The sequence below is a fragment of the Streptomyces sp. NPDC038213 genome (assembly GCF_055600495.1).
This window is the reverse complement of record NZ_JBVJYM010000001.1, coordinates 484,407-507,380: the sequence shown is the minus strand read 5'-3', so window position 1 is coordinate 507,380 and position 22,974 is coordinate 484,407. Positions and strand designations below refer to the sequence as shown.

Here is a 22,974-nt window from a genome sequence, read left to right as displayed (position 1 = left end):
CCGAGCCCGAGGAGGGTGCCGTGCACCGCTCTCGCCCCCGCACCGCCGCCCGCCGCCGTTCCCCCGCCGGTACGGAGCCCCCAGCGGACGCCCGCACCGCCGCCCGTACGGGCTCCCGCCCCGCCCTCCGCGCCTGGCTGGCCGGCACCGCGGGCCTGCTCGCCCTCGTCTCCCTGGCCGCAGCGCCCACGCCCACACCCCCTCCCTCCGCCCCCTCCGCCCCCTCCCCCAAGCCGCCGGCCGCGGACCCCCTCGCGCGCTTCCACGGGCAGGAGCTCCGCTGGGGCCCCTGCGAGGGCCGCCCCGCCGGACCCCTCCAGTGCGCCTCCCTCACCGTCCCCCTGGACTACGCGCACCCCGCGAAGGGCACGGCCGTGCTCGCCCTGGCCCGGATCCCGGCCACCGGCCGCCAGCGACTCGGCTCCCTCCTGCTGAACTTCGGCGGCCCCGGCGCCCCCGGCATCGACACCCTCGCCGCGAGCCGCAAGGACTTCGCGGACCTCGGGGAGTCGTACGACCTGGTCACCTTCGACCCGCGCGGCATCGGCGGCAGCGAACCCGTCAGCTGCGGGGGCTCCCTGGCCCCCGACACCCCGCCCGGCGCGGACGCGGCCGCCCAACTGGCCGCCCTGCGCGCGGTGGTGGAGCGCTGCACCCGCAACTCCGGCCCCGTCCTGCCGCACATCGGCACGGTCAACGTCTCGCGCGACATGGACGTGATCCGCGCCGCCCTCGGCGAGCGCCGCCTCGACTACCTCGGCTTCTCGTACGGCACGCGCCTCGGCGCGGTGTACGCCGCCCAGTTCCCCCGGCGGACCGGCCGGATGGTGCTCGACGGGGTCGACACCCTCACCGAGCCGCTCGCCGAACAGGCCCTGGTCTCCGCGAAGGGGCAGCAGCAGGCCTTCGACAACTTCCTGGTCTGGTGCGCCCACCAGCGCGACTGCGTGTACGGCACCAACACCCGCACGGCGAAGGAGAGGGCGGCCGCGCTGGTCGCCCGCCTCGACGAGCACCCGCTGGGCGGCGGGGCCGGCATGTCCTTCACCGGACAGGACGTGGCCGACGCCGTCTCGCTGGCGCTCTACAGCCGGGCGATGTGGCCGGCGCTGGCCCGCGGGCTCGCGCGCGTGGAGCGGGACGGGGACCCGACCGGGCTGCTGGAGCTGGGCGGCGGCTTCGGGGAGCCGGTACCGGAGCCGGAGCCGGTGCCGGAATCCTCCCCCGCCGGGGAGGGCTCCGGCACCGGCACGGTCCCCCCGGGGCTCGTCCCCGCCGACAACCAGGACGCCGCCCTCATGGCCGTGAACTGCGCCGACGACCCCGACCGCGGTTCCGAACTCAAGGACCCCGAGGCGGTGGAACGGGAGGTCGAGGAACTGTCCGAGGAGTTCAGGAAGGCCTCCCCGATCTTCGGGCCGCGCCAGCTGATGACCGTACTGGCCTGCTACGGGCGGCCCCCGGGGACCGACTTCATCCGGAAGATCGACCGGCCCGGTGCGCCGCGGATGCTGCTCGTCGGGACCCGGGGGGACCCGGCGACCCCGTACCGGTGGACGGAGGAGACGGCGGAGCGGCTCGGCTCGGCGGTCGTCCTCGACTACAAGGGGGAGGGCCACGGTGCGTACCTGGCGTCGGCGTGCGTCCGCTCCCGCGTCAACGCCTTCCTCCTGAACGGCCACCTCCCCCACGGCACCCGCTCCTGCCCCTCCGGCGAGTAACGGGGCCCCGCCCCCAACCCGGTTCCGCTGCGCGGGGCCGTTTCCCCTACCCGCCCCTTCCCGAACTGGGGCTCCGCCCCAGACCCCGCGCCTCAAACGCCGGCGAGGCTGGATGTGGCTGATGCCGCCGCGCAGGGCTGATGATTTTGCGCAGCAAAATCCAGCCCGCGCGGCGATTGAGCGCACCGGGCGCGGAGCGCACGGAACGGGGGCCGGGGGCCTGCCCCCGGTTTCGGGAAGGGGCGGGGTGGGGTGCAGGCCCCGCGCAGCGGGACCCGGGGTCAGCAGTTGGTCGGGGCCGGGCGGTCGGCGAAGCGGTTCGCGAGCCAGTTCCCCGCGGCCACCGACTCCGTGATGACCCCGCTCACGTGCTCACCCACCCAGATCGTCTCCCACTCGACCCGCGCCCCCCGCGCACACCAGTCGGCGCGCAACTGCCGCCCCACGCCGTACGGAATCAACTCGTCCCCCACCGCGTGGTACTGGTACACCGGCGCCGCGGGCGCCGTCCGGCCGAGCTTCGACTGGTTGAGCCGGCCCTGCCAGTCCGGCCGGGCGAGCGGGTCGGACGTCGTCAGGTCGGAGATCCGCTTGAAGGAGCCCGCCACGGCGTCCACGGCCACGCAGTTCTCCTTGAAGAAGCCGATCAGCGCCTTCCCGGCAGGGTTGAGGTAGCTGTCGAGCCGCAGCTCGGGGAAGGCCGCGTCCTGCCCGGCGGCCGCCATGAAGATCAGACCGGAGCCGTACGAGCCGTTGTTGAAGTCCGCGACGCGCAGCAGGTCGGCCGGGACCCCGCCGGCCGCGGTGCCCTTCACGTTCAGCTCCGGCGCGTACGAGCCGTGCAGTTCGGCGGCCCAGCCGGCCGCCTGGCCGCCCTGGGAGTAGCCCATGATGCCCACCGGGCCCGCGGCCGACAGCCCGGCCTCCGGCAGCCGCTGGGCGGCGCGGGCGGCGTCGAGCACGGCGTGCCCGGCCGAGGGGCCGACGGTGTAGGTGTGCACCCCGGGGGTGCCGAGGCCCTCGTAGTCGGTCACGACCACGGCCCAGCCGCGCAGGGTCAGCTGCTGGATCAGGTTGGCCTCCATGGCCGTGCCGTGGGGCAGGTTGTTGCTGGGGGCGCAGGAGTCGCCGAGCCCGACCGTGCCGACGGCGTACGTGACCAGGGGGCGGGGTCCGGTGCGGCCGTCCTGGGGGACGATCACGGTTCCGGAGACGGTGTTGGGGGCCCCGTCCGCGGTGGTCGAGCGGTAGTGGATCTTCCAGGCGCGGGTGTTCGTCCACTGGCCCGGCAGCGGGCGGAAGGCGGAGGGGACGGCCGACACCAGCTCGCCGGGGGATCCGGAGGCGGAGGCAGGGGCAGGGGCGGATACGGGCGCCCCGTCGGCGCCCGCGGCGGCGGCGGGAACGCCCGCGGCGAGCAGCAGGGCGGCGGCGAGGGCGGCCGCGGCCGCGGTCGCGGTGGCGGGGGCAGCGGTCGCGGTGGCGGCCGGGGCGGAACGGCGGATGCGCATGGGCGGCTCTCCCGGTGGTTCCGGTGTGGGGGCAGGTGAGGAGACCGTAGTGACCGACCGGTAGGAACGTCGTTGACCGGGCAGCTCAGCTTTCCTGACCCGGCCTCACACGGCCCCCGGCCCGTCCGGCCCGCCTACGTGCCGCCCGCCCCCGTACCGCCCGCCCCCGGCGGCTCCCCGCTGACCCGGTACGCCCCCGGAGTCGTGCCCGTCCACCGCCGGAAGGCCCGGTGGAAGGCCGTGTCCTCCGAGAAGCCCAGCCGCGCCGCCAGTTCCGCGATCGGCTCCCCGCTCTCCACCAGCCCCGCGATCGCCGCGTCCCGCCGCACCTGGTCCTTCAGCTGCTGGAAGGAGGTGCCCTCCTGCTGGAGCCGGCGCCGCAGCGTGGCCGGGCTGACCGCCAGCCGGGCCGCGGTCTCGCCGAGCGACGGCAGCCGCGGCGAGCACCGCAGCTCCCGCGCCAGCGCGCGCCGGACCTGCTGCCCGACCGTCGTGCCGTACTCCGGGCGCGCCAGCAGGTCGTGCGGGGTCCGCCGGAGCATCGCGTCGAGCGCGTCCTCGTCGCGCACCAGCGGGGCGGTCAGCCAGCGGGCGTCGAACTCCGCCGCCGTCAGCTCCGCGCCGAACCGCACGGGGCAGCCGAACAGCGCCCCGTACTCCTCCTCGTGCGGCGGCGCGGGGTAGGCGAAGGAGGCTTGGGCGAGCGGGATCCGCCGCCCGATCAGCCAGCTGCACAGCCGGTGCCAGATCGCGAGCAGGCACTCGGTCAGGAACCGCTCCTCGTCGTCGGCGAGTTCACTGCGCACGGCGAACCGGACCCGGCCCCCCTCCACCGCCTCCAGCGCGAGCTGCGGGCCGCCCGGGAAGAGCCCGTAGAAGGCGCTGCCCCGCCCGATGGCCGCCCCCAGGTCCCGGCAGCCCAGGCAGGCGTGGCACATCATCGCGAAGGTGCCCGGGCGGCTCGCCACCGGACCCAGCCCGAGGAACTCGTCCTGCGTGGCCCGGTACAGCTCCCGGAACAGCCGCGCGAACTGCGCCGGGGTCACCCGGGCCCGGTCGTCGCCCAGCAGCAGCGGCGGGATCTGCGCCGCCTGGAGCAGCGGCGCGGTGTCGAGCCCGCTGCGCCGGGCCCCGGCCAGCAGCGCCCGCACGTGGTGCACGGTGATCGTCCGCCTCCCCATGCTCCGACGGTAGCCCCAATGAGCGGTGCGGTCAGCGGTGGTGACGCTTCCGGTCATGCCGTACGGGTCCCCGCGCTGCCTAGCGTCTTCGGAACGCACCGCACCGGCACCGGAACCCGGCACACCGCACCGGACCCTCGGGAGGGCACCCATGGACGTACGGCCCCGCACCCTGGCGGAGTTCACCGCGTGGACGGCCCGGCGGTACGGGCCGCAGCCCGCGCTGCGGTTCCGGCGGGCGGGGGAGTCCGGCTGGCAGGTCCGCACGTACGCCGAGCTGGACGCCTGCGCCGCGGCGGCCGGGAGCGCGCTGCTGGGGCTGGGGGTGGCCGCCGGGGAGCGGGTCGCCGTACTCGCCGAGACCCGGCCGGAATGGACGTACGCGCACTTCGGGGTGACGGCGGCGGGCGCGGTGCTGGTGCCGGTGTACCCGACGGCGGGGGAGGAGGAGCTGGCCTGGGTGCTGGGCGACTCCGAGTCCGTGGTCGCGGTCTGCGACGACGCGGCCCAGGCGGCCCGGGTGGCGGCCCTGCGCGACCGGCTGCCGAAACTGCGGGCGGTCGTCCTGCTGGACGAACTGGCGGCGGACCCGGGGGCGGACCTGCACAGCGGGCCGGCCGCCCGCGCCGCGCTGGCCGCCCGCGCCGCCGCCGTGGACCCCGCCCACGACGCCGCCGTCGTCTACACCTCCGGCACCACCGGCCCCCCGAAGGGCTGCCGCCTCACGCACGCCAACCTGGGCGCGGTCCAGGACGCCACCCTCCCCCTGGTCGGCGGCGGGCCCGGCGACTCCACGTACCTGTACCTCCCGCTGGCCCACCTCCTCGCCCAGCTCATCCAGTTCACCACCCTGCTGCGCGGCGGGGAGCTGTGCTACTTCGGCGGCCGGGTCGAGGACGTGGTGGGGGAGCTGGCCGAGGCCCGGCCCACGCACCTGCCGTCCGTACCGCGGCTGTTCGAGAAGGTCCACGCGGTGGTGCTGTCGCTCGCCGAATCGGCGGAGGGCGGCCGCGGGCGCTTCGAGGAGGCGGTGCGCCTCGGGCTGCTGGCCGCCGGGGACCGGCTGCCGGAGGCGGACCGGCCCGCCTGGGAGGCCGCCGACCGCAGCCTCTACGGGCCCGTCCGCGCGGCCTTCGGGGGCCGGCTGCGCTGGGCGCTGACCGGCGGCGCCCCGATCGCCCCGGCCACCCTGGACTTCCTGCGGGCCTGCGGGATAGCGGTGTTCGAGGGGTACGGGATGACGGAGTCGGCCGGGGTGATCAGCCTGAACCATCCCGGGGCCGTCCGCCCCGGCTCGGTGGGCCGGCCCGTCGCGGGCTGCGAGGTGCGCATCGCACCGGACGGGGAGGTGCTGGCCCGCGGCCCGGTGGTCTTCCCCGGCTACCACGCGAACGGGCCCGCGACCGCGGAGGCGGTGGACCCGCAGGGCTGGCTGCACACCGGGGACCTGGGCCGGCTCGACGAGGACGGCTACCTGTACGTCACCGGCCGCAAGAAGGAGCTGGTCATCACCTCGGCGGGCAAGAACCTGAGCCCCGCGGAGGCCGAGTTCGCCATCCAGCGCTCCCGGTACGTCTCGCGGGCGGTGATGGTCGGCGACCGCCGCCCGCACCCGGTGGCCCTGGTCACCCTCGACTCCGGGGAGGTGGCGGCCTGGGCGGCGCGCGAGGGCACGGACCCGGGCCCGGCCCCGGAACTCCACCCGGGGGTACGGGCCCTGGTGGCCGCGGCCGTGGCCGAGGCCAACGCCACCCTGTCCCGCCCCGCCCGGATCCGCGCCTTCCGGATCCTCCCCGGGGAGTTCACCGTGGCCGACGGCACCCTGACCCCCACCCTCAAACTCCGGCGCGCGGAGGTGGCCCGGCGCTACGCGGCGGAGATAGCGGAGCTGTACGCCGACTGACCGGCCGGCCCGGGCCCCTTCCCCGTCTCCCGTCCCCTCCCCTCAGCGGGCGCCGGCGAGCTCCGCCACCTGCCCGCGGAAGGCCTCCGGGGTGACCGACTCGATGCCCTTGCCGCTCAGCACCTCCACCGGCCGGCCGTCGAGGGCCACCTCGGGGGTGCCCTTCTTGTCCTGGTCGTAGAACTGCTGGGAGACCTTCTCCACCCACGGCATGTAGGTGAGCTCTTTCACGGCCCTGTTGAAGGCGGGGGTGCGCAGCCCGGGGACCCCGTCGGCCAGTTCGAGGAGGGTGGCCGTGGAGCCGAACTTGTCCTCGGACTCCTCCTTGGGATGGTTCGCGTACAGCACCCCCAGGTAGGCGAGGAACTTCTCCGGGGACTCGTTGACCGCCGCGCCCAGCGCGTTCAGGGCCCGCTTCGAGCCCTTGCCTCCGAGGGAGCCGTCGAGGAAGGTCGCGAAGTGGTACTCGACCCGGTAGGCGCCCGCGTCGGCCTGCGCCTTGAAGGTGGCCCCGAGGCCGTTCTCGACCCCCGCGCAGTACGGGCAGCGCGGGTCCAGCCAGACCGAGAGCACGTGCTTCGCGCCGGGGCTGCCGTACGGGACCACGGTGCCGTCCGGGCCCGAGGTGTGCGCGGGCCGCACGAAGGGCCTGCCCGCCGCCTCCGGGACGTCCGCGGACCCGCCGCTCGCCGACCGGGTCGCGTACAGCCCGAGGCCGACGGCCACGGCCAGCACGGCCACGGCCGTGGTCCCCACGAGCAGCCGCCCGCGGACCCTCGCCGAGCGGGCCGCGGCGGCCCGTTCCGCCTCGAGGCGTTCCCTAGCCGCGCGCCGATCGTTCTTGACTGTGCTCATACCTATGACAATAGATACTAGTGGGGGGTACCACTCGGGCCATTCGGTCATATCGGACAGAGTCAAAGGTCCCTGTCCGGCCGGGCATTGACCCGGCCCGCGCACGGGGCGTCAGATAGGCAGGGGGGATGGCGAGCCGCCGTCCGCGACCTGATAAACAGTGGATATTCACGGCTCGACCGGCTTGTTTTGTCTTGGGGGGAACGCCGCAACGTGAAGCCTCTTCACCGCCACCTCGTCAGCACCTCGCGCAAGGTGCTGTGCACCGCCGCGCTCGCGGCCAGCCTGACCACGGCCGCCGTCGTGGGCAACACGCCCACCGCCGACGCGGGGGAGTCCGAGCCGACCGGTGACAGCCCCCAGGCCCAGGACCGGGGCAACGCCCGCCTGGACCTCCCCGACCTCGTCGCCGACCCGCCGCCTGCCCAGGGCGCCCCCGAGGGCTCCACGGGCATACCGGGCACGGCCCTCGACGCGTACAAGCGCGCCGCGACCTCCGTCGCCGCCGCCCTGCCCGGCTGCCGCCTCCCCTGGGAGCTGCTCGGCGGCATCGGCCGGGTCGAGTCGGTGCACGCGTCGGGGTACGGGCTCAAGGCCGACGGCTCCACCGAGAAGCCGATCCGCGGCCCCCGCCTCGACGGCAACGGCTTCGCGAAGATCGTGGACACGGACAAGGGCGCCTGGGACGCGGACACCGAGTACGACCGGGCCGTCGGCCCGATGCAGTTCATCCCCTCCACCTGGGCCTCCTGGGGCGCGGACGGGAACGGCGACGGCGACCGCAACCCCAACAACATCTACGACGCCGCCCTCGGCGCCGGGCTCTACCTGTGCGCGGGAGACCGCGACCTGGCGGTGGCCGCCGACCTCGACAAGGCCGTCCTCAGCTACAACAACTCCCGCGAGTACGTGAACACCGTGCTCGGCTGGATGAAGCAGTACCAGAACGGCGGGGCCTCCGAGGTCCCGAACCCGCCGCCGGTCGTGAACCCGGTCCCCGAGCCGCCGGTCGTCGTCCCCACCCCGCCGGTCACCCCGACCCCGACGCCCACGCCGACCCCGCCGCCGAGCACCCGGCCCACGCCGCCGGTCAAGCCGAAGCCGACCCCGACCCCGCCGCCTGCCACCGTCGCCGGGCTGGAGCGGCTCGGCGACCCCGCGCTGGCCGCCGAGGCGGGCAAGGAGTTCGCGCGCACCCCGCAGGCCAAGGCCAAGCTGAGCAACGGCAAGGCGGCCGTCCGCGAGGTCGTCGTCTTCGAGATCGAGGGGGACACCTCGGGCACCGTCTTCGCCGACTCCGGCAAGACGCACGCGGTGGTCCGCACCGACGCGAAGGGCGTCGCGACCGCGCCGGTCCTCAAGGCCGGTACGAAGGCGGGGGCCAAGGCGGGCAGGTTCACCCTGCGGGCCACGCTGTACGGCACCCGCGAGTTCACGGTCCGCTTCTCGGGGACCGTGACCCCGAAGCCTGTCGTGAGGGCGGACGCGCTGGTGCGGGTCGGCACCGACCCGCTGGAGGCGGTGGCCGGCGAGGCCTTCGCGAAGCCGCTGGAGCTGCTCGCCAAGGCCGGCGGCAAGCCGGTCGCCGGGACGGTGGTCACGGCCGCGCTCGTCCGCAAGGACGAGACCACGGGCAAGTGGGTCCCCGCCGAGACGGGCCCGCACTTCGCCGCCGACCCCGCCGACCCCGAGGCGAAGCCGGTCCGCACCCTGACCCTGGCCCCGTCCGCCGCCGACGGCAAGATCACCCTGCCGGAGCTCTACGCGGCGGACCTCGCAGGCACGTTCCACCTCCGCCTGACCACCCCCGAAGGCGTGGAACTCCTCCTGGACCTCATCGTCACCGCACCCCCCGTCCTGGAACCCACCCCGACCCCGCAGCCGTAACCCCACCCCGGCCCCGCGACTCCCCGGGGCTCCGCCCCGTACCCCGCGCCTCAATCGCCGGCGGGGCTGGATTATCCCGGCCCGGGGTCTGGACAGGCTGCCACGGCGGCACTGGATTTTCCGGGTCTGGGCAGGCTGCCCCCCGGGCTCTGCCGCGGAGCGGCAGTACGCCTTGCTCGCAGCCGCGCAATCCAGCCCACGGGGGCAAAATCCAGCCCGCGCGGCGTTTGAGCGCACCGGGCGCGGAGCGCGCGGGAACGGGGTCCGGGGCGGAGCCCCGGTTTCGGGAAGGGGCGGGGTGGGGGAATCCAGCCGCGCCGGCGACTGAGGCGCGGGGCCCGGGGCCGGATCCCGGAATGGTGCCGGGCCGGGGTACACCCACGCGCACCCCCGGACGGGAAAAGGCAGGAGCCCCGCCCCCGCTGACGCGGAAAGGGCAGGGCTCCTTGGGTACTGCGCTTGAAGTACTAAGTACTGGTGATCCAGCCGCGATCGGCCGGGCCGCCGGTCAGACTCAGACCGGGGTGACGTTCTCCGCCTGCGGACCCTTCGGGCCCTGCGTGACGTCGAAGTTCACGGTCTGGTTCTCCTCGAGGGAGCGGAAGCCAGACGCGTTGATCGCGGAGTAGTGGACGAAGACATCCGGGCCGCCGCCGTCCTGGGCGATGAAGCCGAAGCCCTTTTCAGCGTTGAACCACTTCACGGTTCCGGTAGCCATAAGCCCTCCTTGGGCCAAAGGGTTGCCCTGCTCCAGAACCTGCTAAGAAGTCTGAAAACTACAAAAGCCTGCGGGTTACATGCTCCGCAGGCTCTGTACTGCAAGGGAAACCAAACTGCAACTTGCGTCGAGCCTAGCACGCAGAGTGCACGGGAGACCAGAGGGAAAGATCACGTCACTCGCACGTTTGAGACCCTCGACGAGGCTGACGGCCCCGCGCGAGCTAGTCTCGCGATGTGGACGCCAATCGCAGCCGGCCCCGGGTCGGCCACATTCAGTTCCTGAACTGCCTGCCCCTCTACTGGGGCCTGGCCCGCACCGGCACGCTGCTCGACCTGGAGCTCACCAAGGACACCCCCGAGAAGCTCAGCGAGCGCCTGGTCGCGGGCGAGCTGGACATGGGTCCGATCACCCTCGTGGAGTTCCTGCGCAACGCGGACCGGCTGGTGGCCTTCCCCGACCTCGCGGTCGGCTGCGACGGCCCCGTCATGTCCTGCGTGATCGTCTCCCAGGTCCCCCTGGACCAGCTGGACCGCGCCCGCGTGGCCCTCGGCTCCACCTCCCGCACGTCCGTGCGACTGGCCCAGCTGCTCCTCGCGGAGCAGTACGGCGTACGCCCCGACTACTACTCCTGCCCCCCCGACCTGGGGCTGATGATGCAGGAGGCGGACGCGGCCGTCCTGATCGGCGACGCCGCCCTGCGCGCCTCGCTGCACGACGCCCCCCGCCTCGGCCTCGCCGTGCACGACCTGGGGGTGATGTGGAAGGAGTGGACCGGACTGCCGTTCGTCTTCGCCGTCTGGGCGGCCCGCAAGGAGTACCTGGAGCGCGAGCCTGCCGTGGTGGAGCAGGTCCACGAGGCCTTCCTCGCCTCCCGCGACCTGTCCCTCGAGGAGGTGGCGAAGGTGGCCGAGCAGGCCGCCCGCTGGGAGTCCTTCGACGCCGACCTCCTGGAGCGCTACTTCCGCACCCTCGACTTCCGCTTCGGCCCCGAGCAGCTGGCCGGGGTCCGCGAGTTCGCCCGCCGTACGGGACCCACGAGCGGCTTCCCGGCCGACGTCCGGGTGGAACTCCTCGGCCGCCCCGGAGCCCCCCGCTAGGGACCGGCTCGGAGTTCACCGGGGATTCGCCGGAATTCCGCGCGGAATTCCCCGGTTCGGCCAGATCCGCCGGTTCCGGCAGTTCCCGCAGTTCGCCGGATCCGCCAGTTCTGCCGGTCCTGCGAGCCCTGCCGCTTCCCGTTCTCCGTATTGCGCGGAGGAAGCGGGGAATTCGCCGTCACCGATCTTCGCGCACCCCCGTTCCTGCCGTTCGGCCCGTTCCGGACCGCGGGCCCGGCTAGGGTGCGAAGCTGCACCGGCACGGGTACGGCACACAGGGGGCGTCATGCAGCCGCTCGAAGCGGGGGATCCGCGGACCATCGGCGCGTACCGGCTGCTCGGCCGGCTCGGCGCGGGCGGCATGGGGGCGGTGTACCTGGGCCGCAGCGGCGGCGGCCGGACCGTGGCCGTCAAGATCGTGCACCCGCACTTCGCGCGCGACGAGGAGTTCCGCGCCCGGTTCCGCCGGGAGGTGGCCGCGGCCCGCCGGGTCGGCGGCGAGTGGACCGCCCCGGTGCTGGACGCGGACCCGGAGGCGGACGTGCCGTGGGTGGCGACCGGGTACGTCGCCGGGCCCTCCCTCGACCGGGCGGTGGCCGCGCACGGACCGCTGCCCGAGCCCGCGGTACGCGCGGTGGGCGCCGGGCTCGCGGAGGCCCTGACCGCCGTGCACGCCCTGGGACTCGTCCACCGGGACGTGAAGCCCTCCAACGTGATGCTGTCCCTGGACCGGCCCCGGCTCATCGACTTCGGGATCGCGCGCGCCGTTCAAGGGGCGCAGAGCTCCGGTGGAGCCGGTCCTTGGACCGGAGGGACGGCGTCCCTGACCTCCACCGGGGTCTCCGTCGGCTCGCCCGGATACATGGCCCCCGAGCAGATCCTCGGCAAGGGGGTCACGGCCGCGGCGGACGTGTTCTCCCTCGGCGCGGTCCTCGCCTTCTCGGCCACCGGCGCCCCGCCCTTCACCGGCGACAACTCCGCCACCCTCCTCTACAAGGTGGTCCACGAGGACCCCGAGCTGCCCGGCCGCCTGACCGGCGGGCTCCGCGAGCTCGTGCTGGCCTGCCTGGCGAAGAGCCCGGCGGCCCGGCCCGCGCCCCGCGAGGTGGCGCAGGTCCTCGCCCCCGCGGGCGCCGCGGCCCTGACCGCCCCGGGCTGGCTGCCCGCGCCGCTCGTCGAGGAGGTCTCGCGGACCGCGGTCCGGCTGCTGGACCTGGAGCCCGCCCCGGCGGCCACCCCCGAGCAGGCCTCGGGGCCCGTACCGCTGACCACCGCCTCCGAATCCGGCCCGGCCGCCGCCCCTTCCCCTTCCCCTTCCCCTTCCCCTTCTCCCTCTCCCTCTCCCTCTCCCCTCCCCGCCGGTGCCTTCGGCCCGCCCGACCCCTCGTACGGCCGGGCCGAAGGCGGGCGGACGGGCGGACTGGCCTTCACCGCCGCCGCGGGTCGCAGGGTCAGCTGCACGGTCGCCCTCGCCGTGGCCGCGGCCGTCGCCGGGGTGGCCGCGGGCGGGCTGTACGCCTTCGACCTGCTGCCGGGCGCCAAGGACAAGGTGACGGCCTCCGGATCCGGTCCCTCCCGCCCGCCCGCCGCCTCGGAGCCCACGGACGCGGAGAGCGGCCCGGCGGACTCGGAGCCCACCCGGAGTCCGGGCGCCACCCCCGACCAGGGGCCCGGCGGCGCCCGCAAGGAGGTCCCGAAGGCCTTCATCGGCACCTGGAAGGGCACGATCACCACCCGGAACCTGAACGTGTCCAGCCCCATGGAGCTCACCGTCAAGGCGGGCCGGGTCGGCGCCGTCGTCGCCCGCGACCGCAGCGTCCTCGAACTGCTGAACGCCGACTGCAGTGGGGACTGGAAGCTGGTCTCGGCCACCGACACCGTGCTCGTCCTGGACACCACCCGCACCGGCGCCAACCCCCACCCCGGGATCTGCTCCGACGGGTCCGCCGGGGAGAAGCTCACGCTGAAGTCCGACGGGACGGTCCGCTACACCTCGGGCGACGCCGCGGCCGGTTACCCGGAGGGCGACCTCCGCCGCAGCTGACGCACGGCGTACGCTGGATCGGTCCGACCCTTGACATACGACGCCACTCCGCCGAAAGGTGACGCACCGGTGACCGACCAGGCCGCTCTCCAGTCCGTCCTCGCCCGTGCCGCCGAAGGGGGCCGGATCTCCGCGGAGGAAGCGCTGGAGCTGTACCGGCACGCCCCGCTGCACGCGCTGGGCTCCGCCGCAGACTCCGCGCGCCGCCGCCGCTACGCCGGTACCGAGCACATCGCGACGTACATCATCGAGCGGAACATCAACTACACGAACGTCTGCGTGACGGCGTGCAAGTTCTGCGCGTTCTACGCCGCCCCCAAGGACACCAAGAAGGGCTGGACCCGCAGCCTCGACGACATCCTGCGCCGCTGCGCGGAGACCGTCGAGCTGGGCGGCACCCAGATCATGTTCCAGGGCGGCCACCACCCGGACTTCGGGGTGGAGTACTACGAGGAGCACTTCGCCGCGATCAAGAAGGAGTTCCCGGAGCTGGTCATCCACTCCCTGGGCGCCTCCGAGGTCGAGCACATGGCGCGGATCTCCGGGGTGGACGCGGAGGAGGCGATCCGCCGGATCCACGCGGCCGGCCTGGACTCCTTCGCGGGCGCCGGCGCCGAACTGCTGCCGGCCCGCCCCCGCAAGGCCATCGCCCCGCTCAAGGAGTCGGGCGAGCGCTGGCTGGAGATCATGGAGCTGGCTCACGGCCTGGGCGTGGAGTCCACGTCCACCATGCTCATGGGCACCGGCGAGACCAACGCCGAGCGCATCGAGCACATGCGGATGATCCGCGAGGTACAGGACCGGACCGGCGGCTTCCGCGCCTTCATCCCGTACACGTACCAGCCCGAGAACAACCACCTCAAGGGCCGCACCCAGGCGACGATCTTCGAGTACCTGCGGACGATCGCGATCGCCCGCCTGTTCTTCGACAACGTCGCGCACATCCAGGGCTCCTGGCTGACCGTCGGCAAGGAGGCCGGGCAGCTGTCCCTGCACTACGGCGCCGACGACCTGGGCTCGATCATGCTGGAGGAGAACGTGGTCTCCTCGGCCGGTGCCAAGCACCGCTCGAACCGCCAGGAGATCATGGACCTGATCCGCAAGGCGGACCGCGTCCCGGCCCAGCGCGCCACCACGTACGAGCACATCGTCGTGCACACCGACCCGGCGGACGACCCGGTCGACCAGCGCGTGGTCTCGCACATCTCCTCGATCGCCATCGAGGGCGGCACGGCCCACCCCGAGCTCAAGCTCCTCGACGCCCGCTGAGCCGGCCGTGCTGACGCTGCACGCGGCCGGGCTCGTCCTGCCGCTCGGGGAGGGGCCCGGCTCCGCGCCCGTCCCCGGCGGTGCGGTGCTCGTGGAGCACGACCGGATCGCCGCCATCGGCCCCCGCGCCGCACTGGAGGCGGCCTGGCCCGAGGCCCGGGTGCGGGAGTGGCCGGGGGTGCTCACCCCCGGCCTGCGCCAGTGGCACGCCGTCCCGCTGCTGAAGGGCTGCTACCACCCCGACCCGCGGGAGGCCGACCGGCTGGGCACCCGCCCGCTGTCCGGGCCCGCGCTCGACGCCCTGGACCTGGACGCGGCCCGCTGGGCGGGCAGCGTCCGCCGCGGTCTCCAGCGGATGCTGCGCTACGGCACCACGGCGGTCGCCGTCGACACCGGAGATCCGCTGCTGGCCGTACCGGTGGCCCGCTCGGGGCTGGAGGCCGTACGGGTCGCGGGGGCCCCGGAGACCCCCGGGGGCGGGCCCGCACTGGACCCCTTCGCGGCCGGCCGGGACCTGGCCGGATCGGTGCAGCGCCCGCTGGCCGTCGGCGGCCGCGCCGATTTCGCCGTGTTCGCCGTACCCGACGCGGACGCCCTCCAGGAGTCCGGCGCGGAGAGCTGCATCGGCACGGTCACCGGTGGCCGGCTGCTGTACCGCAGGCGCTAGTCCGCGGCGCAGGGGCGGATCCGGCCGCGGCGCCGCCGTCCGGTCCACCCGCGAGGGCGTGGTGGACGGCCAGCAGGCAGGCCTGGAGCCGCGAGACCCCGCCGAGCTTGGCGCGGATGTTGGCCACGTGGAACTTCGCGGTGCGGACCGTCAGGTGCAGGTGGGCGGCGAGCTGGGCGTTCGTCGGCCCGGTGGCCAGGCAGCGGAAGACCGACAGCTCCTGCCCGGTCAGCCCCGGTATCGCGCCGAGGGCCCGGTGCAGGCGTTCGGCGTCGGGGGTCCCGGGGGCCCACGCGCAGGGTAAGCAGGGGCGCTCCATGGCGGGCAGGCTACACCGGCTCACGGTTCCAGGTAGGCCGAGGAGATGGTGTTCCGGTACAGGGAGCTGGCGTTGCCGCGGTAGCCGCCGGGCAGGAAGCCCACGTACCCGCCGCGGTTGATCTCCGTGTACACCGCCCACTCGGCCGTGTCCCGGTTCAGGTAGGACTCGGTGTAGTTGTTCGTGGTGTGCTGGGCGCAGGTCAGGGAGCCCTTGAAGTAGTTGTTCCGGAAGTCGCCGTCGGCCACGTACATGTCGAAGACGGCCCCGCCCTGGTTCTGGAGGCAGAACAGCCCGAACTCGCCGGGGTCGAGGATCCCGTCCTTGTCCACGGCGGCGGAGGCGGCACCCGCTCCGGTGCCGAGCGCGGCGGCCAGGACGAGGGCCGTGGCGGTGAGCGCGCGGAGACACGTTCTGTTCACGGGGCGTGCCTTTCCGTGAGGGGATTCCGGGGCGCCGAAGAGTGGAACACTGCGAACGCGTGTGCCACCACTGTCCTTGGGGTCAGTGTGTGACTCCCGGGACCGGGCCTAGGGTGCGGGGGGCCGCGCGGGCCGCCGCGCGGGGTGAGGAGTCCCGCTGTGCCCACAGCCGTGTTTCCCGCGTCTTCCGGCCAGACCCGCAAGGCGGTGGCGGCCGCCCTCCTGCTGTGCACGGGACTGCTGCTGCCCGGCTGTACGGGCCCGGCCGCCCCGGCCCCCAGGGAGCGGCCCACGGCTGCCCGCAGCCGGATCCCGGAGCTGAAACTGCAGGACAGCGACGCGGCGGACCCCCGGCTGGGCGAGTACTTCGCCTGTATGGGGCGGCAGGGGCTGCCGATGCGCGACACGGAGGCGGGCGTTCCGGTCGTCGACGAGGAGGAGGCCGATCCGGCCAGGGCCGCGGCCGCCGAGCGGGCCTGCGCCCCGCTGCGCCGGCAGGGCCCGGGGCCCGGCGAGCGGGAACTGGCGCTGCTGCGGGAACAGGCCGAGTGCATGCGCGGGCACGGGGTCCCGGACTGGCCGGATCCCGATCCCTCGACCGGGGCGTGGCCGGGGGAGCTCCGTACGAAGGAGTCCCCGGAGGGCCGCGCGGCCATGGCCGCCTGCTTCGGGGGTGCGGAGGGCCAGGAGGGCTGACCGCTTCGCTGAGCGCCGGGGGCTGACCGCCGCGCGGCGGGCGGGGAAGGCCGAGCCCCCGCGGGTCTGCGGACGCGGCCTGCGAGAATGGGGCGGAACCGACCGCGACGTGCGCGGCGCCCCGTGCGCCCGTACCCGACATCTGCGAGGCCGAACCCCGGTGACCCGCGCATCCCTGGACAAGCAGCCGCACGAAGTCGCCTCCATGTTCGACGGAGTCGCCGCGAATTACGACCTCACCAACGACGTGCTGTCCCTCGGGCAGGCCCGGCTGTGGCGCGGGGAGGTCGCCAAGGCGGTCGACGCGCGCCCCGGGCAGAAGGTGCTGGACCTGGCGGCGGGTACGGCGACCTCCTCGCAGCCCTTCGCGCGCACGGGCGCGTACGTCGTGCCCTGCGACTTCTCCCTCGGCATGCTGCTGGAGGGCAAGAAGAAGCACGCCTGGATGCCGCTGACCGCGGGCGACGCCACGAAGCTGCCGTTCAAGGACGGGGTCTTCGACACCGTCACGATCTCCTTCGGGCTGCGCAACGTGCAGGACACCGAGGGCGCGCTGCGCGAGATGTACCGGGTGACGAAGCCGGGCGGCCAGGTGGTGATCTGCGAGTTCTCGCAGCCGACCTGGGCCCCCTTCCGGACCGTCTACACCGAGTACCTGATGCGGGCCCTGCCGCCGGTGGCCCGCGCGGTGTCCTCCAACCCCGACGCGTACGTCTACCTCGCCGAGTCCATCCGCGAGTGGCCGGACCAGCCGGAGCTGGCGGCGCTGCTCCAGAAGGCCGGCTGGTCGAAGGTGGCCTGGCGCAACCTGACGGGCGGGGTCGTGGCCCTGCACCGCGGGTTCAAGTCCGCGTAGCGGCAGGCGCCGTGGAGAAGGTGGACTACCAGGCCGTCCTGGAGCAGATCGCGTACGACGTGGCCCCGCTGGCCGGCAGCGGGGAGCCCGCGGCGTACATCCCGGCGCTCGCGAACGTGGACCCCGGCCGCTTCGGCATGGCCATCGCCGAACTGGACGGCACGGTCCACGGGGTGGGCGACTGGCAGGTCCCCTTCTCCGCCCAGTCGATCACGAAGGTGTTCACGCTGGCGCTGGTCCTCGCGCACGGCGGGGACAGCCTGTGGGAGCACGTGGGCCGCGAGCCCTCCGGCAACCCCTTCAACTCCCTGGTGCAGCTGGAGTACGAGAACGGCATCCCGCGCAACCCGTTCATCAACGCGGGCGCGCTCGTCGTCACCGACCGGCTCCAGACCTGGACCGGCGACGCGAGCAGCGAGCTCCTGGAGTTCCTGCGGCGCGAGAGCGGCAACCCGGACCTGGCCTTCGACCCGGAGGTCGCCGCCTCCGAGTCCGCGCACGGGGACCGCAATGCCGCCCTGGCCCACTTCATGGCCTCGTACGGCAATATCACCGGGCCCGTACCGGCCCTCCTCGACCACTACTTCTGGCAGTGCTCGATCCGCACCAGCTGCGCCGACCTGGCCCGCGCCGCCGGCTTCCTGGCCCGGCACGGGGTGCTCGCCGACGGCGCCCGCCTGCTGACCCGCAGCGAGGCCAAGCAGGTCAACGCCGTGATGCTGACCTGCGGTACGTACGACGCGGCGGGCGATTTCGCGTACCGCGTGGGCCTGCCCGGCAAGAGCGGGGTCGGCGGCGGCATCGTCGCCGTGGTCCCGGGCCGCTGCACCCTGTGCGTGTGGAGCCCCGGGCTCGACGCCCGCGGGAACTCGGTCGCGGGGGTCGCGGCCCTGGACCGCTTCACGACGCTGACGGGACTGTCGGTCTTCTAGAGCTGCTTCCCGCTCCCCCGACGCGGGCCGAGGCCCTTCCGACGGGGGGCGGAAGGGCCTCGGTGCGGGCAGCGGGAGGGCGCCGGCTCAGCCGAACTTGCGGGTGACGAGGAGCAGGCCGATCTCCTTGGCCCCGTCCTCCCAGTTCCGCAGCGTGTTGTCCCCGAACCGGATGTCCGCCGGGTTCGTGTTGTTCGTCTCCTGGTACATGAAGCGGGAGGCGGCGCTCCAGGAGGTCTCCTGCCGTGCCTCGCCTTCGGTGATCGTGCTCTGTGAGCGGAGGCCCTCGGCGAACCGGCGCTCGATGTCCCGCAGGCGCGGACCCTCGGAGAGCATCCCGATCGTGTACACCAGGGCCTCGCGCAGGTCGTTCGTGCTGTGGCCGGGGTTCTGGGCGAAGGCGCGCAGCCGGTCGACCATGGTGATCGCCCGGGCGCGGTTGACGTCCAGGGTCCGCTGGTTGGCGTTCCCGGCGTTCAGGTCGCCGTAGTTTCCGGTGTGGCCCAGGTTGCTGGCGTTGCGGCCGAGTGCCTGGCCGAGGTTGAAGTCCCCGTCGTTGAAGCGGATGACCATCGGGTTGTTGGCGACTCCGAAGCCGCGGACGAAGAGGTTGTCCCGGGTCAGGTAGACGGTCACCTGGCCGCTCGGGGTGCTGATGTTCACGGCGAGCAGGTCGTTGCCCGTCCGGGTCTCGTAGACGGCGCTGCTGCCGGTTCCGCGGAACGGCGCCCCGACCGAGGTGCGGATCCAGTTGATGTACGCGCGGTACTCGGCACGCATGTCCGAGGCGTTGAGGTTGAAGTTGTAGCTGTGGACCGGGACCTGCTGGATCGCGGCCGGGGCGGCGGCCGGCGGGGGGCCGGCGGCGAAGGCGCCGGAGGCCATGGCCGCGGTGGCGGGGACGGCCAGCAGGGCCAGGCAGGTGGCGGCTATGGGCAGGGTCTTGCGCATGGTGGTGTCCTCAGGGTGCGGTGCGGGAGGGGTGGAGGGTGCGGGCTGCTGCCGCGGTCAGGAGTTCTTCCAGACGGTGAAGGTCGTCGAGGTGTTGTCCCCGCTGCCGCCGGTGCGGCTGCAGCTCACGTTGGGCGGGGTGATGCACTCGTACGTGTTCTTGCCGTAGTACGGGTTGTTCCAGCGCACGGTGATCTTGCCGCCGCCCGCCATCTGGTAGTCGGCGTAGCCCTCGGTGCCGGTCATGAACCCCTCGGACTCGCTCTCCCAGTTGCCCGAGGCCGACGGGTTGATCAGCGAGGGGGGCAGCCGGTCGCCGGTCCAGATGCCGTGGTGCAGGCCCGCGCCGATGCGGGCGAGCGCGGTGCCGGTGGAGTTGACCAGCCGGACCTTGGTGCTGCGGTCCGCCAGCACGCCGAACTCGCCCTTCTGGGCCTTCCCGGTCCTGGCGGCGAGCGCGGACGGGCCGCCGGACAGGGTGAAGGAGACGGTGGCGTTGTCGCCCTTGCCGCCCGACTTGCTGCACGAGTAGTCCCAGGGGGCCTCGCAGCTGTACGAGTTGCTGCCGAAGTACGGGTTGTTCCAGTGCACCTTGACCTGCTTGTCGGTGCCCGTGATCTGGTAGGTCACCGTGCCCTCGGTGCCGGTGGCCATCCCGCAGGACCGGCTGCCCCAGGTCGCCGTGATCTTCTTGGCGATGTAGTCGGTGGGCAGACCGTCGTTCTTCCAGCAGCCGTGCGGCAGCGAGGACGAGATCCGCGTCAGGTGCGAGTTGGTGTTGTTGTAGAAGATCACGTCCGTGCTGCGGGCCGAGCCGGCGGCCGCGAACGGCGCGGCCTCCGCCGCCGGCTGCGGGGCCGGGGCGGCGGGCCCCGCGGCCTGGGCGGCCGGGGCGAGGAGGACGGCGCCGGAGGCGACGGCGGTCAGTACGGAGGCGGCGACCGACCAGCGGGCCGCGGTCTTGCGGTGCGTGTTCACGAGGGGTTCCTTTCGGGCTTCTGGCTTCGGGAGGGGCCTGCGGTCGGTCAGTCGACGTAGTAGAGGGCGAACTTGCCCCACTCGGAGTTGCACTCGTAGCGGCTGTAGAAGCCGAGCCCGACGCTGAGCGAGCCGGCCTCCACGCACTGCTGGAAGGTGTTGTACGAGCCGCCGTAGACCTTGTATCCGGCGGGTGCGGCCTGGGCCGCGGAGGATCCGGCGAGGGTCAGGAGGGCTGCGGCGAGGGCCGTACCGGCTGCGGTGGCGGCCGTACGGGCACGGTTGCGGGTTCTCATGGGGGTCCTTTCGGTGGACGGGGGCAGGCCGGATAAGGGCAGGGCGGAGCAGGGCCCTGCCCGGGCCTGGAGGGGGACAAGAGAAAGGAAGGAAGGGAAGGAGAAAAGGGAGGAGAGAAGAAAGAGAGGCCACTCACGGCAGCGGGGTGCGGGCCCGCATCCACCCAACCGGCGGCGGATGGAACCCGCCGCCCCCACACCCGGTTGCCCGGGCGGTCTCAGTCGAGGGGCTTGCCGGGGCAGAGCGAGTTGCCCCAGGCCGTGGTCACCGTGCAGTTCCGGCCGTTTCCGCTGCCGTTCCCGTTCCCGTTGTCCTCGAACGGAAGGGTGATGCCTCCCGCGACCGGGGCGTCGGCGTGTGCGGCGGACGGGATCCCGCCACCCAGCCAGGCCAGGCCGGCGACGGCGAGTGCAACGGTCGTACGAACGGTCTTGGTGCTCACGACAACTCCTCTGTGGTGAAGGACGTTGGCGGGCGGCGCGATGGTCGGTCGCAGCCGCAACCCCCGATGGCCATGACTCTGCCAGGACCGGACGTGACACCGGCAGGCCCGGAAGGGATCATCTGTGTGCCATGCACCTTTAGGAGGCAAGCGGTGGAGACGGACGCGCACGCGGGTACGGGACCGTCCGGCGTCGGTCACGCGGAGCTCGTGCTGTACCGGTGGACCCTCGTCCACGGCGGACTCGAACCGGAATCCCTCGCGAGGGCCGCCGCCGAGACCGGGCTCGGGGAGCCGGAGTGCCGGGAGGCGGTCCGCGCGCTGGCGCACGCGCTGCTCCTCCAGCCGGAGGGGCGCGGCTGGCGGGCGGTCAGCCCGCAGGCGGCGGGGGCGCAGCTCCTGGCGGAGCCCGAGGCGGCCCTGCGGGCGCAGGAGGAGGAGCTCCGGGCCCGCAGGGAGCAACTCCAGCGGCAGCGCGACGAGTTCACCGGCCTGATGCCGGTCTACCTCCAGGCGCGGCGGCACGCCTTCCCGCAGGGGACCATCGACCACCTGCCGGACCAGTTCGCCGTACGCACCCTCCTGACCGAGGTGATCGACGGCTGCCGCAGCGAGGTGCTGGTGTCCAAGCACGGCGGCTCCTTCCCGGAGGCGGCCCTGCGCGAGGCCTTACCGCGAGACCTCGCCCTGCTGGAGCGGGGCGTGCGGATGCGCAGCCTGTACCAGCACGCGACCCGCTTCGACCCGGCGACGCGGGCGCACGCGGAGCGGCTGATCGCGGCCGGGGCGGAGATCCGCACCCAGCCGGAGGTGCTCCCGCAGATGATCGTGGTCGACGCGGAGCTGGCCTTCCTGCCGGCCCGCTCGGGCGGGGCCCTGCTGATCCGCGAACCGGACCTGCTCGGCTACCTGCTCGACGTGTTCCGCCGCGACTGGGAGTACGCCACCCCCTTCGCGACGGGCCCGCAGGCCGCGCACGACATCTCGGAGACCGTCCGGCAGAGCATCCTGACGCTGCTGGCCAAGGGCCTGAAGGACGATTCCATCGCCCGGCGGCTCGGCATCTCCCTGCGCACCTGCCGCAGGCACGTATCGGAACTGATGCTGGGCCTGGGCGCGCACAGCCGCTTCCAGGCGGGCGTGATCGCGGAACGGCAGGGGCTGACGGGGATGGCGGGGCTGGCGGACAAGCCGGCCCGACAGGGCCCGCCGGGCCGGAGCCCAGGCGGTACGGGCCGTACGGAGGCGCGCACGGAAGGCCGTACGGGATCCGGGGCGGAAACCCCTGGCGAGGCCGCCGGTGCCGGGTCCGGGGCGGCACCCGGCCCAGCGTCCGGTGCGGCACCCGGGCCCGTACCCAGGGCGGCCGCATCCGAGCCCGCATCCGAGCCCGTGCCCGAGCCCCCGGCGCCCGATGGGCCCGGCTGCGTCGGCTGCGGTGGTCCGCTGCCGGGTTCCGGCGCCGGTCGCCCGGCCACAGGCCGGCCCGCACGCCACTGCTCGGCGTCCTGCCGCTCGCGCGCGTACCGGGCCCGCCGCAAGACGGACCCGTCCCGGTCCGGGGATTCCCCCGGCGCGTGACGAAACCCCGGGGGGCGTCACGAATCCCGTCCGCGGCGCCCGCCGGGGGAGTCCGCACCCCCTGCCGCCACCCCCCGACAGCCCAGTGCAGCCCCCTACAGCGTCAGGTCGTACCGCCGCCCCGTCCGCCCCCCGCTCAGCGGAAAGGTTTCGGCCAGGTCCATGCCGAGCCGCTCCGCCACCGCCACCGAGCGGGAGTTGCGGTCGTCGATCATCGCGACCACCTCCGGTATCCCGGCCGCCCTGACCCGGTCGAGGGTTTCGCGGGCCGCCGCGGTGACGTACCCGCGGCCCCAGTGCGGGCGGGCCAGCCGCCAGCCGATCTCGATCCGGCCGACCGGACCCCAGTCGTGCGGCCACGGCTGCGCGCCGGTGAACCCGACGGCCTCACCCGCGTCGTCGAGCAGGGTCCACAGGCAGATGCCCAGTCGCGCGTCGTGCATCCGCTGGCGCGCCGTGAGCTCCTCGTAGACCGAGAGTTCCGCCGGGGCGCCGCCGTGGAACTCCATGACCTCGGGGTCGGCGAAGATCCGGTGCCAGGCGTACGCGTCCTCCTCGGTCGGCACGCGCAGCTGGACGGCGGGGAGCAGGGTGGTCATGGGGCGGGCCCTTCTCGGTGGTGATCACGGTTCGCTGCATAGACT

The 22,974-nt window shown here is 74.0% G+C and carries 22 protein-coding genes; 11 read left to right on the top strand and 11 right to left on the bottom strand.

All coding sequences use genetic code 11. The features are described 5' to 3' along the window. Positions 1-20 precede the first annotated feature (20 nt). Positions 21-1,721 (top strand): alpha/beta hydrolase, encoded by a 1,701-nt coding sequence (locus tag ACZ7JZ_RS02360; RefSeq protein WP_470932254.1) that lies wholly within the window; start codon positions 21-23, stop codon positions 1,719-1,721. 281 nt (positions 1,722-2,002) lie between these two features. Here ACZ7JZ_RS02360 and ACZ7JZ_RS02355 read toward each other — a convergent pair whose 3' ends face one another. After that, the gene (locus ACZ7JZ_RS02355; protein WP_470932252.1) at positions 2,003-3,232 is read right to left on the bottom strand and encodes a lipase family protein; all 1,230 of its coding nucleotides are present in this window, start codon (positions 3,230-3,232) and stop codon (positions 2,003-2,005) included. Positions 3,233-3,366: 134 nt separating this feature from the next. After that, complete coding sequence (locus ACZ7JZ_RS02350; protein ID WP_470932250.1) at positions 3,367-4,413, bottom strand: AraC family transcriptional regulator; 1,047 nt, start codon at positions 4,411-4,413, stop codon at positions 3,367-3,369. Positions 4,414-4,564: 151 nt separating this feature from the next. Between ACZ7JZ_RS02350 and ACZ7JZ_RS02345 the strand changes: the two genes are divergently transcribed. Beyond that, complete coding sequence (locus ACZ7JZ_RS02345) at positions 4,565-6,316, top strand: AMP-dependent synthetase/ligase (protein WP_470932249.1); 1,752 nt, start codon at positions 4,565-4,567, stop codon at positions 6,314-6,316. A gap of 42 nt (positions 6,317-6,358) precedes the next feature. On the opposite strand, the gene ACZ7JZ_RS02340 is transcribed toward ACZ7JZ_RS02345, so the two are convergent. Further along, the gene (locus ACZ7JZ_RS02340; protein ID WP_470932248.1) at positions 6,359-7,171 is read right to left on the bottom strand and encodes a thioredoxin domain-containing protein; all 813 of its coding nucleotides are present in this window, start codon (positions 7,169-7,171) and stop codon (positions 6,359-6,361) included. A gap of 213 nt (positions 7,172-7,384) precedes the next feature. On the opposite strand from ACZ7JZ_RS02340, the gene ACZ7JZ_RS02335 reads away from it, so the two are divergent. Beyond that, positions 7,385-9,058: a lytic transglycosylase domain-containing protein gene (locus ACZ7JZ_RS02335; RefSeq protein ID WP_470932246.1), complete on the top strand. Its 1,674-nt coding sequence runs from the start codon at positions 7,385-7,387 to the stop codon at positions 9,056-9,058. A gap of 514 nt (positions 9,059-9,572) precedes the next feature. Here the strand turns inward: ACZ7JZ_RS02335 and ACZ7JZ_RS02330 are convergent. Continuing rightward, positions 9,573-9,776 carry a cold-shock protein gene (locus ACZ7JZ_RS02330; protein ID WP_019707740.1) on the bottom strand — a complete coding sequence of 68 codons (204 nt, stop codon included), beginning with the start codon at positions 9,774-9,776 and terminating at the stop codon, positions 9,573-9,575. A gap of 236 nt (positions 9,777-10,012) precedes the next feature. On the opposite strand from ACZ7JZ_RS02330, the gene ACZ7JZ_RS02325 reads away from it, so the two are divergent. The 4 genes from ACZ7JZ_RS02325 (at position 10,013) to ACZ7JZ_RS02310 (ending at position 14,856) form a co-directional block, all read left to right on the top strand. Then, positions 10,013-10,876 (top strand): menaquinone biosynthetic enzyme MqnA/MqnD family protein, encoded by an 864-nt coding sequence (locus ACZ7JZ_RS02325; protein ID WP_470932244.1) that lies wholly within the window; start codon positions 10,013-10,015, stop codon positions 10,874-10,876. Between the two features lie 286 nt (positions 10,877-11,162). Further along, positions 11,163-12,920 (top strand): serine/threonine-protein kinase, encoded by a 1,758-nt coding sequence (locus ACZ7JZ_RS02320; RefSeq protein ID WP_470932242.1) that lies wholly within the window; start codon positions 11,163-11,165, stop codon positions 12,918-12,920. A 69-nt stretch (positions 12,921-12,989) separates the two neighbouring features. Next, complete coding sequence (gene mqnC / locus ACZ7JZ_RS02315; protein WP_470932240.1) at positions 12,990-14,189, top strand: cyclic dehypoxanthinyl futalosine synthase; 1,200 nt, start codon at positions 12,990-12,992, stop codon at positions 14,187-14,189. 7 nt (positions 14,190-14,196) lie between these two features. Continuing rightward, positions 14,197-14,856 carry an imidazolonepropionase-like domain-containing protein gene (locus ACZ7JZ_RS02310; RefSeq protein WP_470932238.1) on the top strand — a complete coding sequence of 220 codons (660 nt, stop codon included), beginning with the start codon at positions 14,197-14,199 and terminating at the stop codon, positions 14,854-14,856. On the opposite strand, the gene ACZ7JZ_RS02305 is transcribed toward ACZ7JZ_RS02310, so the two are convergent. Together ACZ7JZ_RS02305 and ACZ7JZ_RS02300 are read right to left on the bottom strand one after the other, a co-directional pair. After that, entirely contained in the window at positions 14,822-15,199 is a 378-nt protein-coding gene (locus ACZ7JZ_RS02305; protein WP_470932236.1) for a response regulator transcription factor, read from the bottom strand. The two genes, ACZ7JZ_RS02310 and ACZ7JZ_RS02305, sit on opposite strands and share 35 nt — an antisense overlap. Further along, positions 15,196-15,597 carry a hypothetical protein gene (locus ACZ7JZ_RS02300; RefSeq protein WP_470932234.1) on the bottom strand — a complete coding sequence of 134 codons (402 nt, stop codon included), beginning with the start codon at positions 15,595-15,597 and terminating at the stop codon, positions 15,196-15,198. Before ACZ7JZ_RS02300 ends, ACZ7JZ_RS02305 begins: the two co-directional genes overlap by 4 nt. A 159-nt stretch (positions 15,598-15,756) precedes the next feature. Here ACZ7JZ_RS02300 and ACZ7JZ_RS02295 point away from each other — a divergent pair, with 159 nt between their 5' ends. The 3 genes from ACZ7JZ_RS02295 (at position 15,757) to ACZ7JZ_RS02285 (ending at position 18,081) form a co-directional block, all read left to right on the top strand. Continuing rightward, entirely contained in the window at positions 15,757-16,293 is a 537-nt protein-coding gene (locus ACZ7JZ_RS02295; protein WP_470932232.1) for a hypothetical protein, read from the top strand. A gap of 160 nt (positions 16,294-16,453) precedes the next feature. After that, positions 16,454-17,149, top strand: coding sequence for a demethylmenaquinone methyltransferase (locus tag ACZ7JZ_RS02290; protein WP_470932230.1), 696 nt, complete (start codon positions 16,454-16,456; stop codon positions 17,147-17,149). A 20-nt stretch (positions 17,150-17,169) separates the two neighbouring features. Continuing rightward, positions 17,170-18,081: a glutaminase gene (locus tag ACZ7JZ_RS02285; RefSeq protein WP_470932457.1), complete on the top strand. Its 912-nt coding sequence runs from the start codon at positions 17,170-17,172 to the stop codon at positions 18,079-18,081. 87 nt (positions 18,082-18,168) lie between these two features. Here the strand turns inward: ACZ7JZ_RS02285 and ACZ7JZ_RS02280 are convergent, their stop codons facing one another. The 4 genes from ACZ7JZ_RS02280 to ACZ7JZ_RS02265 form a co-directional block, all read right to left on the bottom strand. After that, positions 18,169-19,032 (bottom strand): ribosome-inactivating family protein, encoded by an 864-nt coding sequence (locus tag ACZ7JZ_RS02280; RefSeq protein ID WP_470932228.1) that lies wholly within the window; start codon positions 19,030-19,032, stop codon positions 18,169-18,171. Positions 19,033-19,089: 57 nt separating this feature from the next. Further along, positions 19,090-20,010 (bottom strand): aegerolysin family protein, encoded by a 921-nt coding sequence (locus ACZ7JZ_RS02275; protein WP_470932226.1) that lies wholly within the window; start codon positions 20,008-20,010, stop codon positions 19,090-19,092. 47 nt (positions 20,011-20,057) lie between these two features. Then, positions 20,058-20,306, bottom strand: a complete 249-nt coding sequence (locus ACZ7JZ_RS02270; protein WP_470932224.1) for a hypothetical protein — start codon at positions 20,304-20,306, stop codon at positions 20,058-20,060. 218 nt (positions 20,307-20,524) lie between these two features. Further along, complete coding sequence (locus ACZ7JZ_RS02265; protein WP_470932222.1) at positions 20,525-20,749, bottom strand: hypothetical protein; 225 nt, start codon at positions 20,747-20,749, stop codon at positions 20,525-20,527. Between the two features lie 153 nt (positions 20,750-20,902). On the opposite strand from ACZ7JZ_RS02265, the gene ACZ7JZ_RS02260 reads away from it, so the two are divergent. Continuing rightward, positions 20,903-22,330, top strand: a complete 1,428-nt coding sequence (locus tag ACZ7JZ_RS02260; protein ID WP_470932220.1) for a helix-turn-helix transcriptional regulator — start codon at positions 20,903-20,905, stop codon at positions 22,328-22,330. Positions 22,331-22,425: 95 nt separating this feature from the next. On the opposite strand, the gene ACZ7JZ_RS02255 is transcribed toward ACZ7JZ_RS02260, so the two are convergent. Then, a complete protein-coding gene (locus ACZ7JZ_RS02255) occupies positions 22,426-22,929 on the bottom strand; it encodes a GNAT family N-acetyltransferase (RefSeq protein ID WP_470932218.1) in 504 nt (167 codons plus the stop codon). Positions 22,930-22,974: the final 45 nt, after the last annotated feature.

Excerpts from the sequence above, each read along its gene's own strand:
- ACZ7JZ_RS02330 (WP_019707740.1), bottom strand. The coding sequence starts at position 9,776 with ATGGCTACCGGAACCGTGAAGTGGTTCAACGCTGAAAAGGGCTTCGGC.
- ACZ7JZ_RS02320 (WP_470932242.1), top strand. The coding sequence starts at position 11,163 with ATGCAGCCGCTCGAAGCGGGGGATCCGCGGACCATCGGCGCGTACCGG.
- ACZ7JZ_RS02270 (WP_470932224.1), bottom strand. The coding sequence starts at position 20,306 with ATGAGAACCCGCAACCGTGCCCGTACGGCCGCCACCGCAGCCGGTACG.
- ACZ7JZ_RS02355 (WP_470932252.1), bottom strand. The coding sequence starts at position 3,232 with ATGCGCATCCGCCGTTCCGCCCCGGCCGCCACCGCGACCGCTGCCCCC.
- ACZ7JZ_RS02350 (WP_470932250.1), bottom strand. The coding sequence starts at position 4,413 with ATGGGGAGGCGGACGATCACCGTGCACCACGTGCGGGCGCTGCTGGCC.
- ACZ7JZ_RS02255 (WP_470932218.1), bottom strand. The coding sequence starts at position 22,929 with ATGACCACCCTGCTCCCCGCCGTCCAGCTGCGCGTGCCGACCGAGGAG.
- ACZ7JZ_RS02345 (WP_470932249.1), top strand. The coding sequence starts at position 4,565 with ATGGACGTACGGCCCCGCACCCTGGCGGAGTTCACCGCGTGGACGGCC.
- ACZ7JZ_RS02340 (WP_470932248.1), bottom strand. The coding sequence starts at position 7,171 with ATGAGCACAGTCAAGAACGATCGGCGCGCGGCTAGGGAACGCCTCGAG.
- ACZ7JZ_RS02280 (WP_470932228.1), bottom strand. The coding sequence starts at position 19,032 with ATGCGCAAGACCCTGCCCATAGCCGCCACCTGCCTGGCCCTGCTGGCC.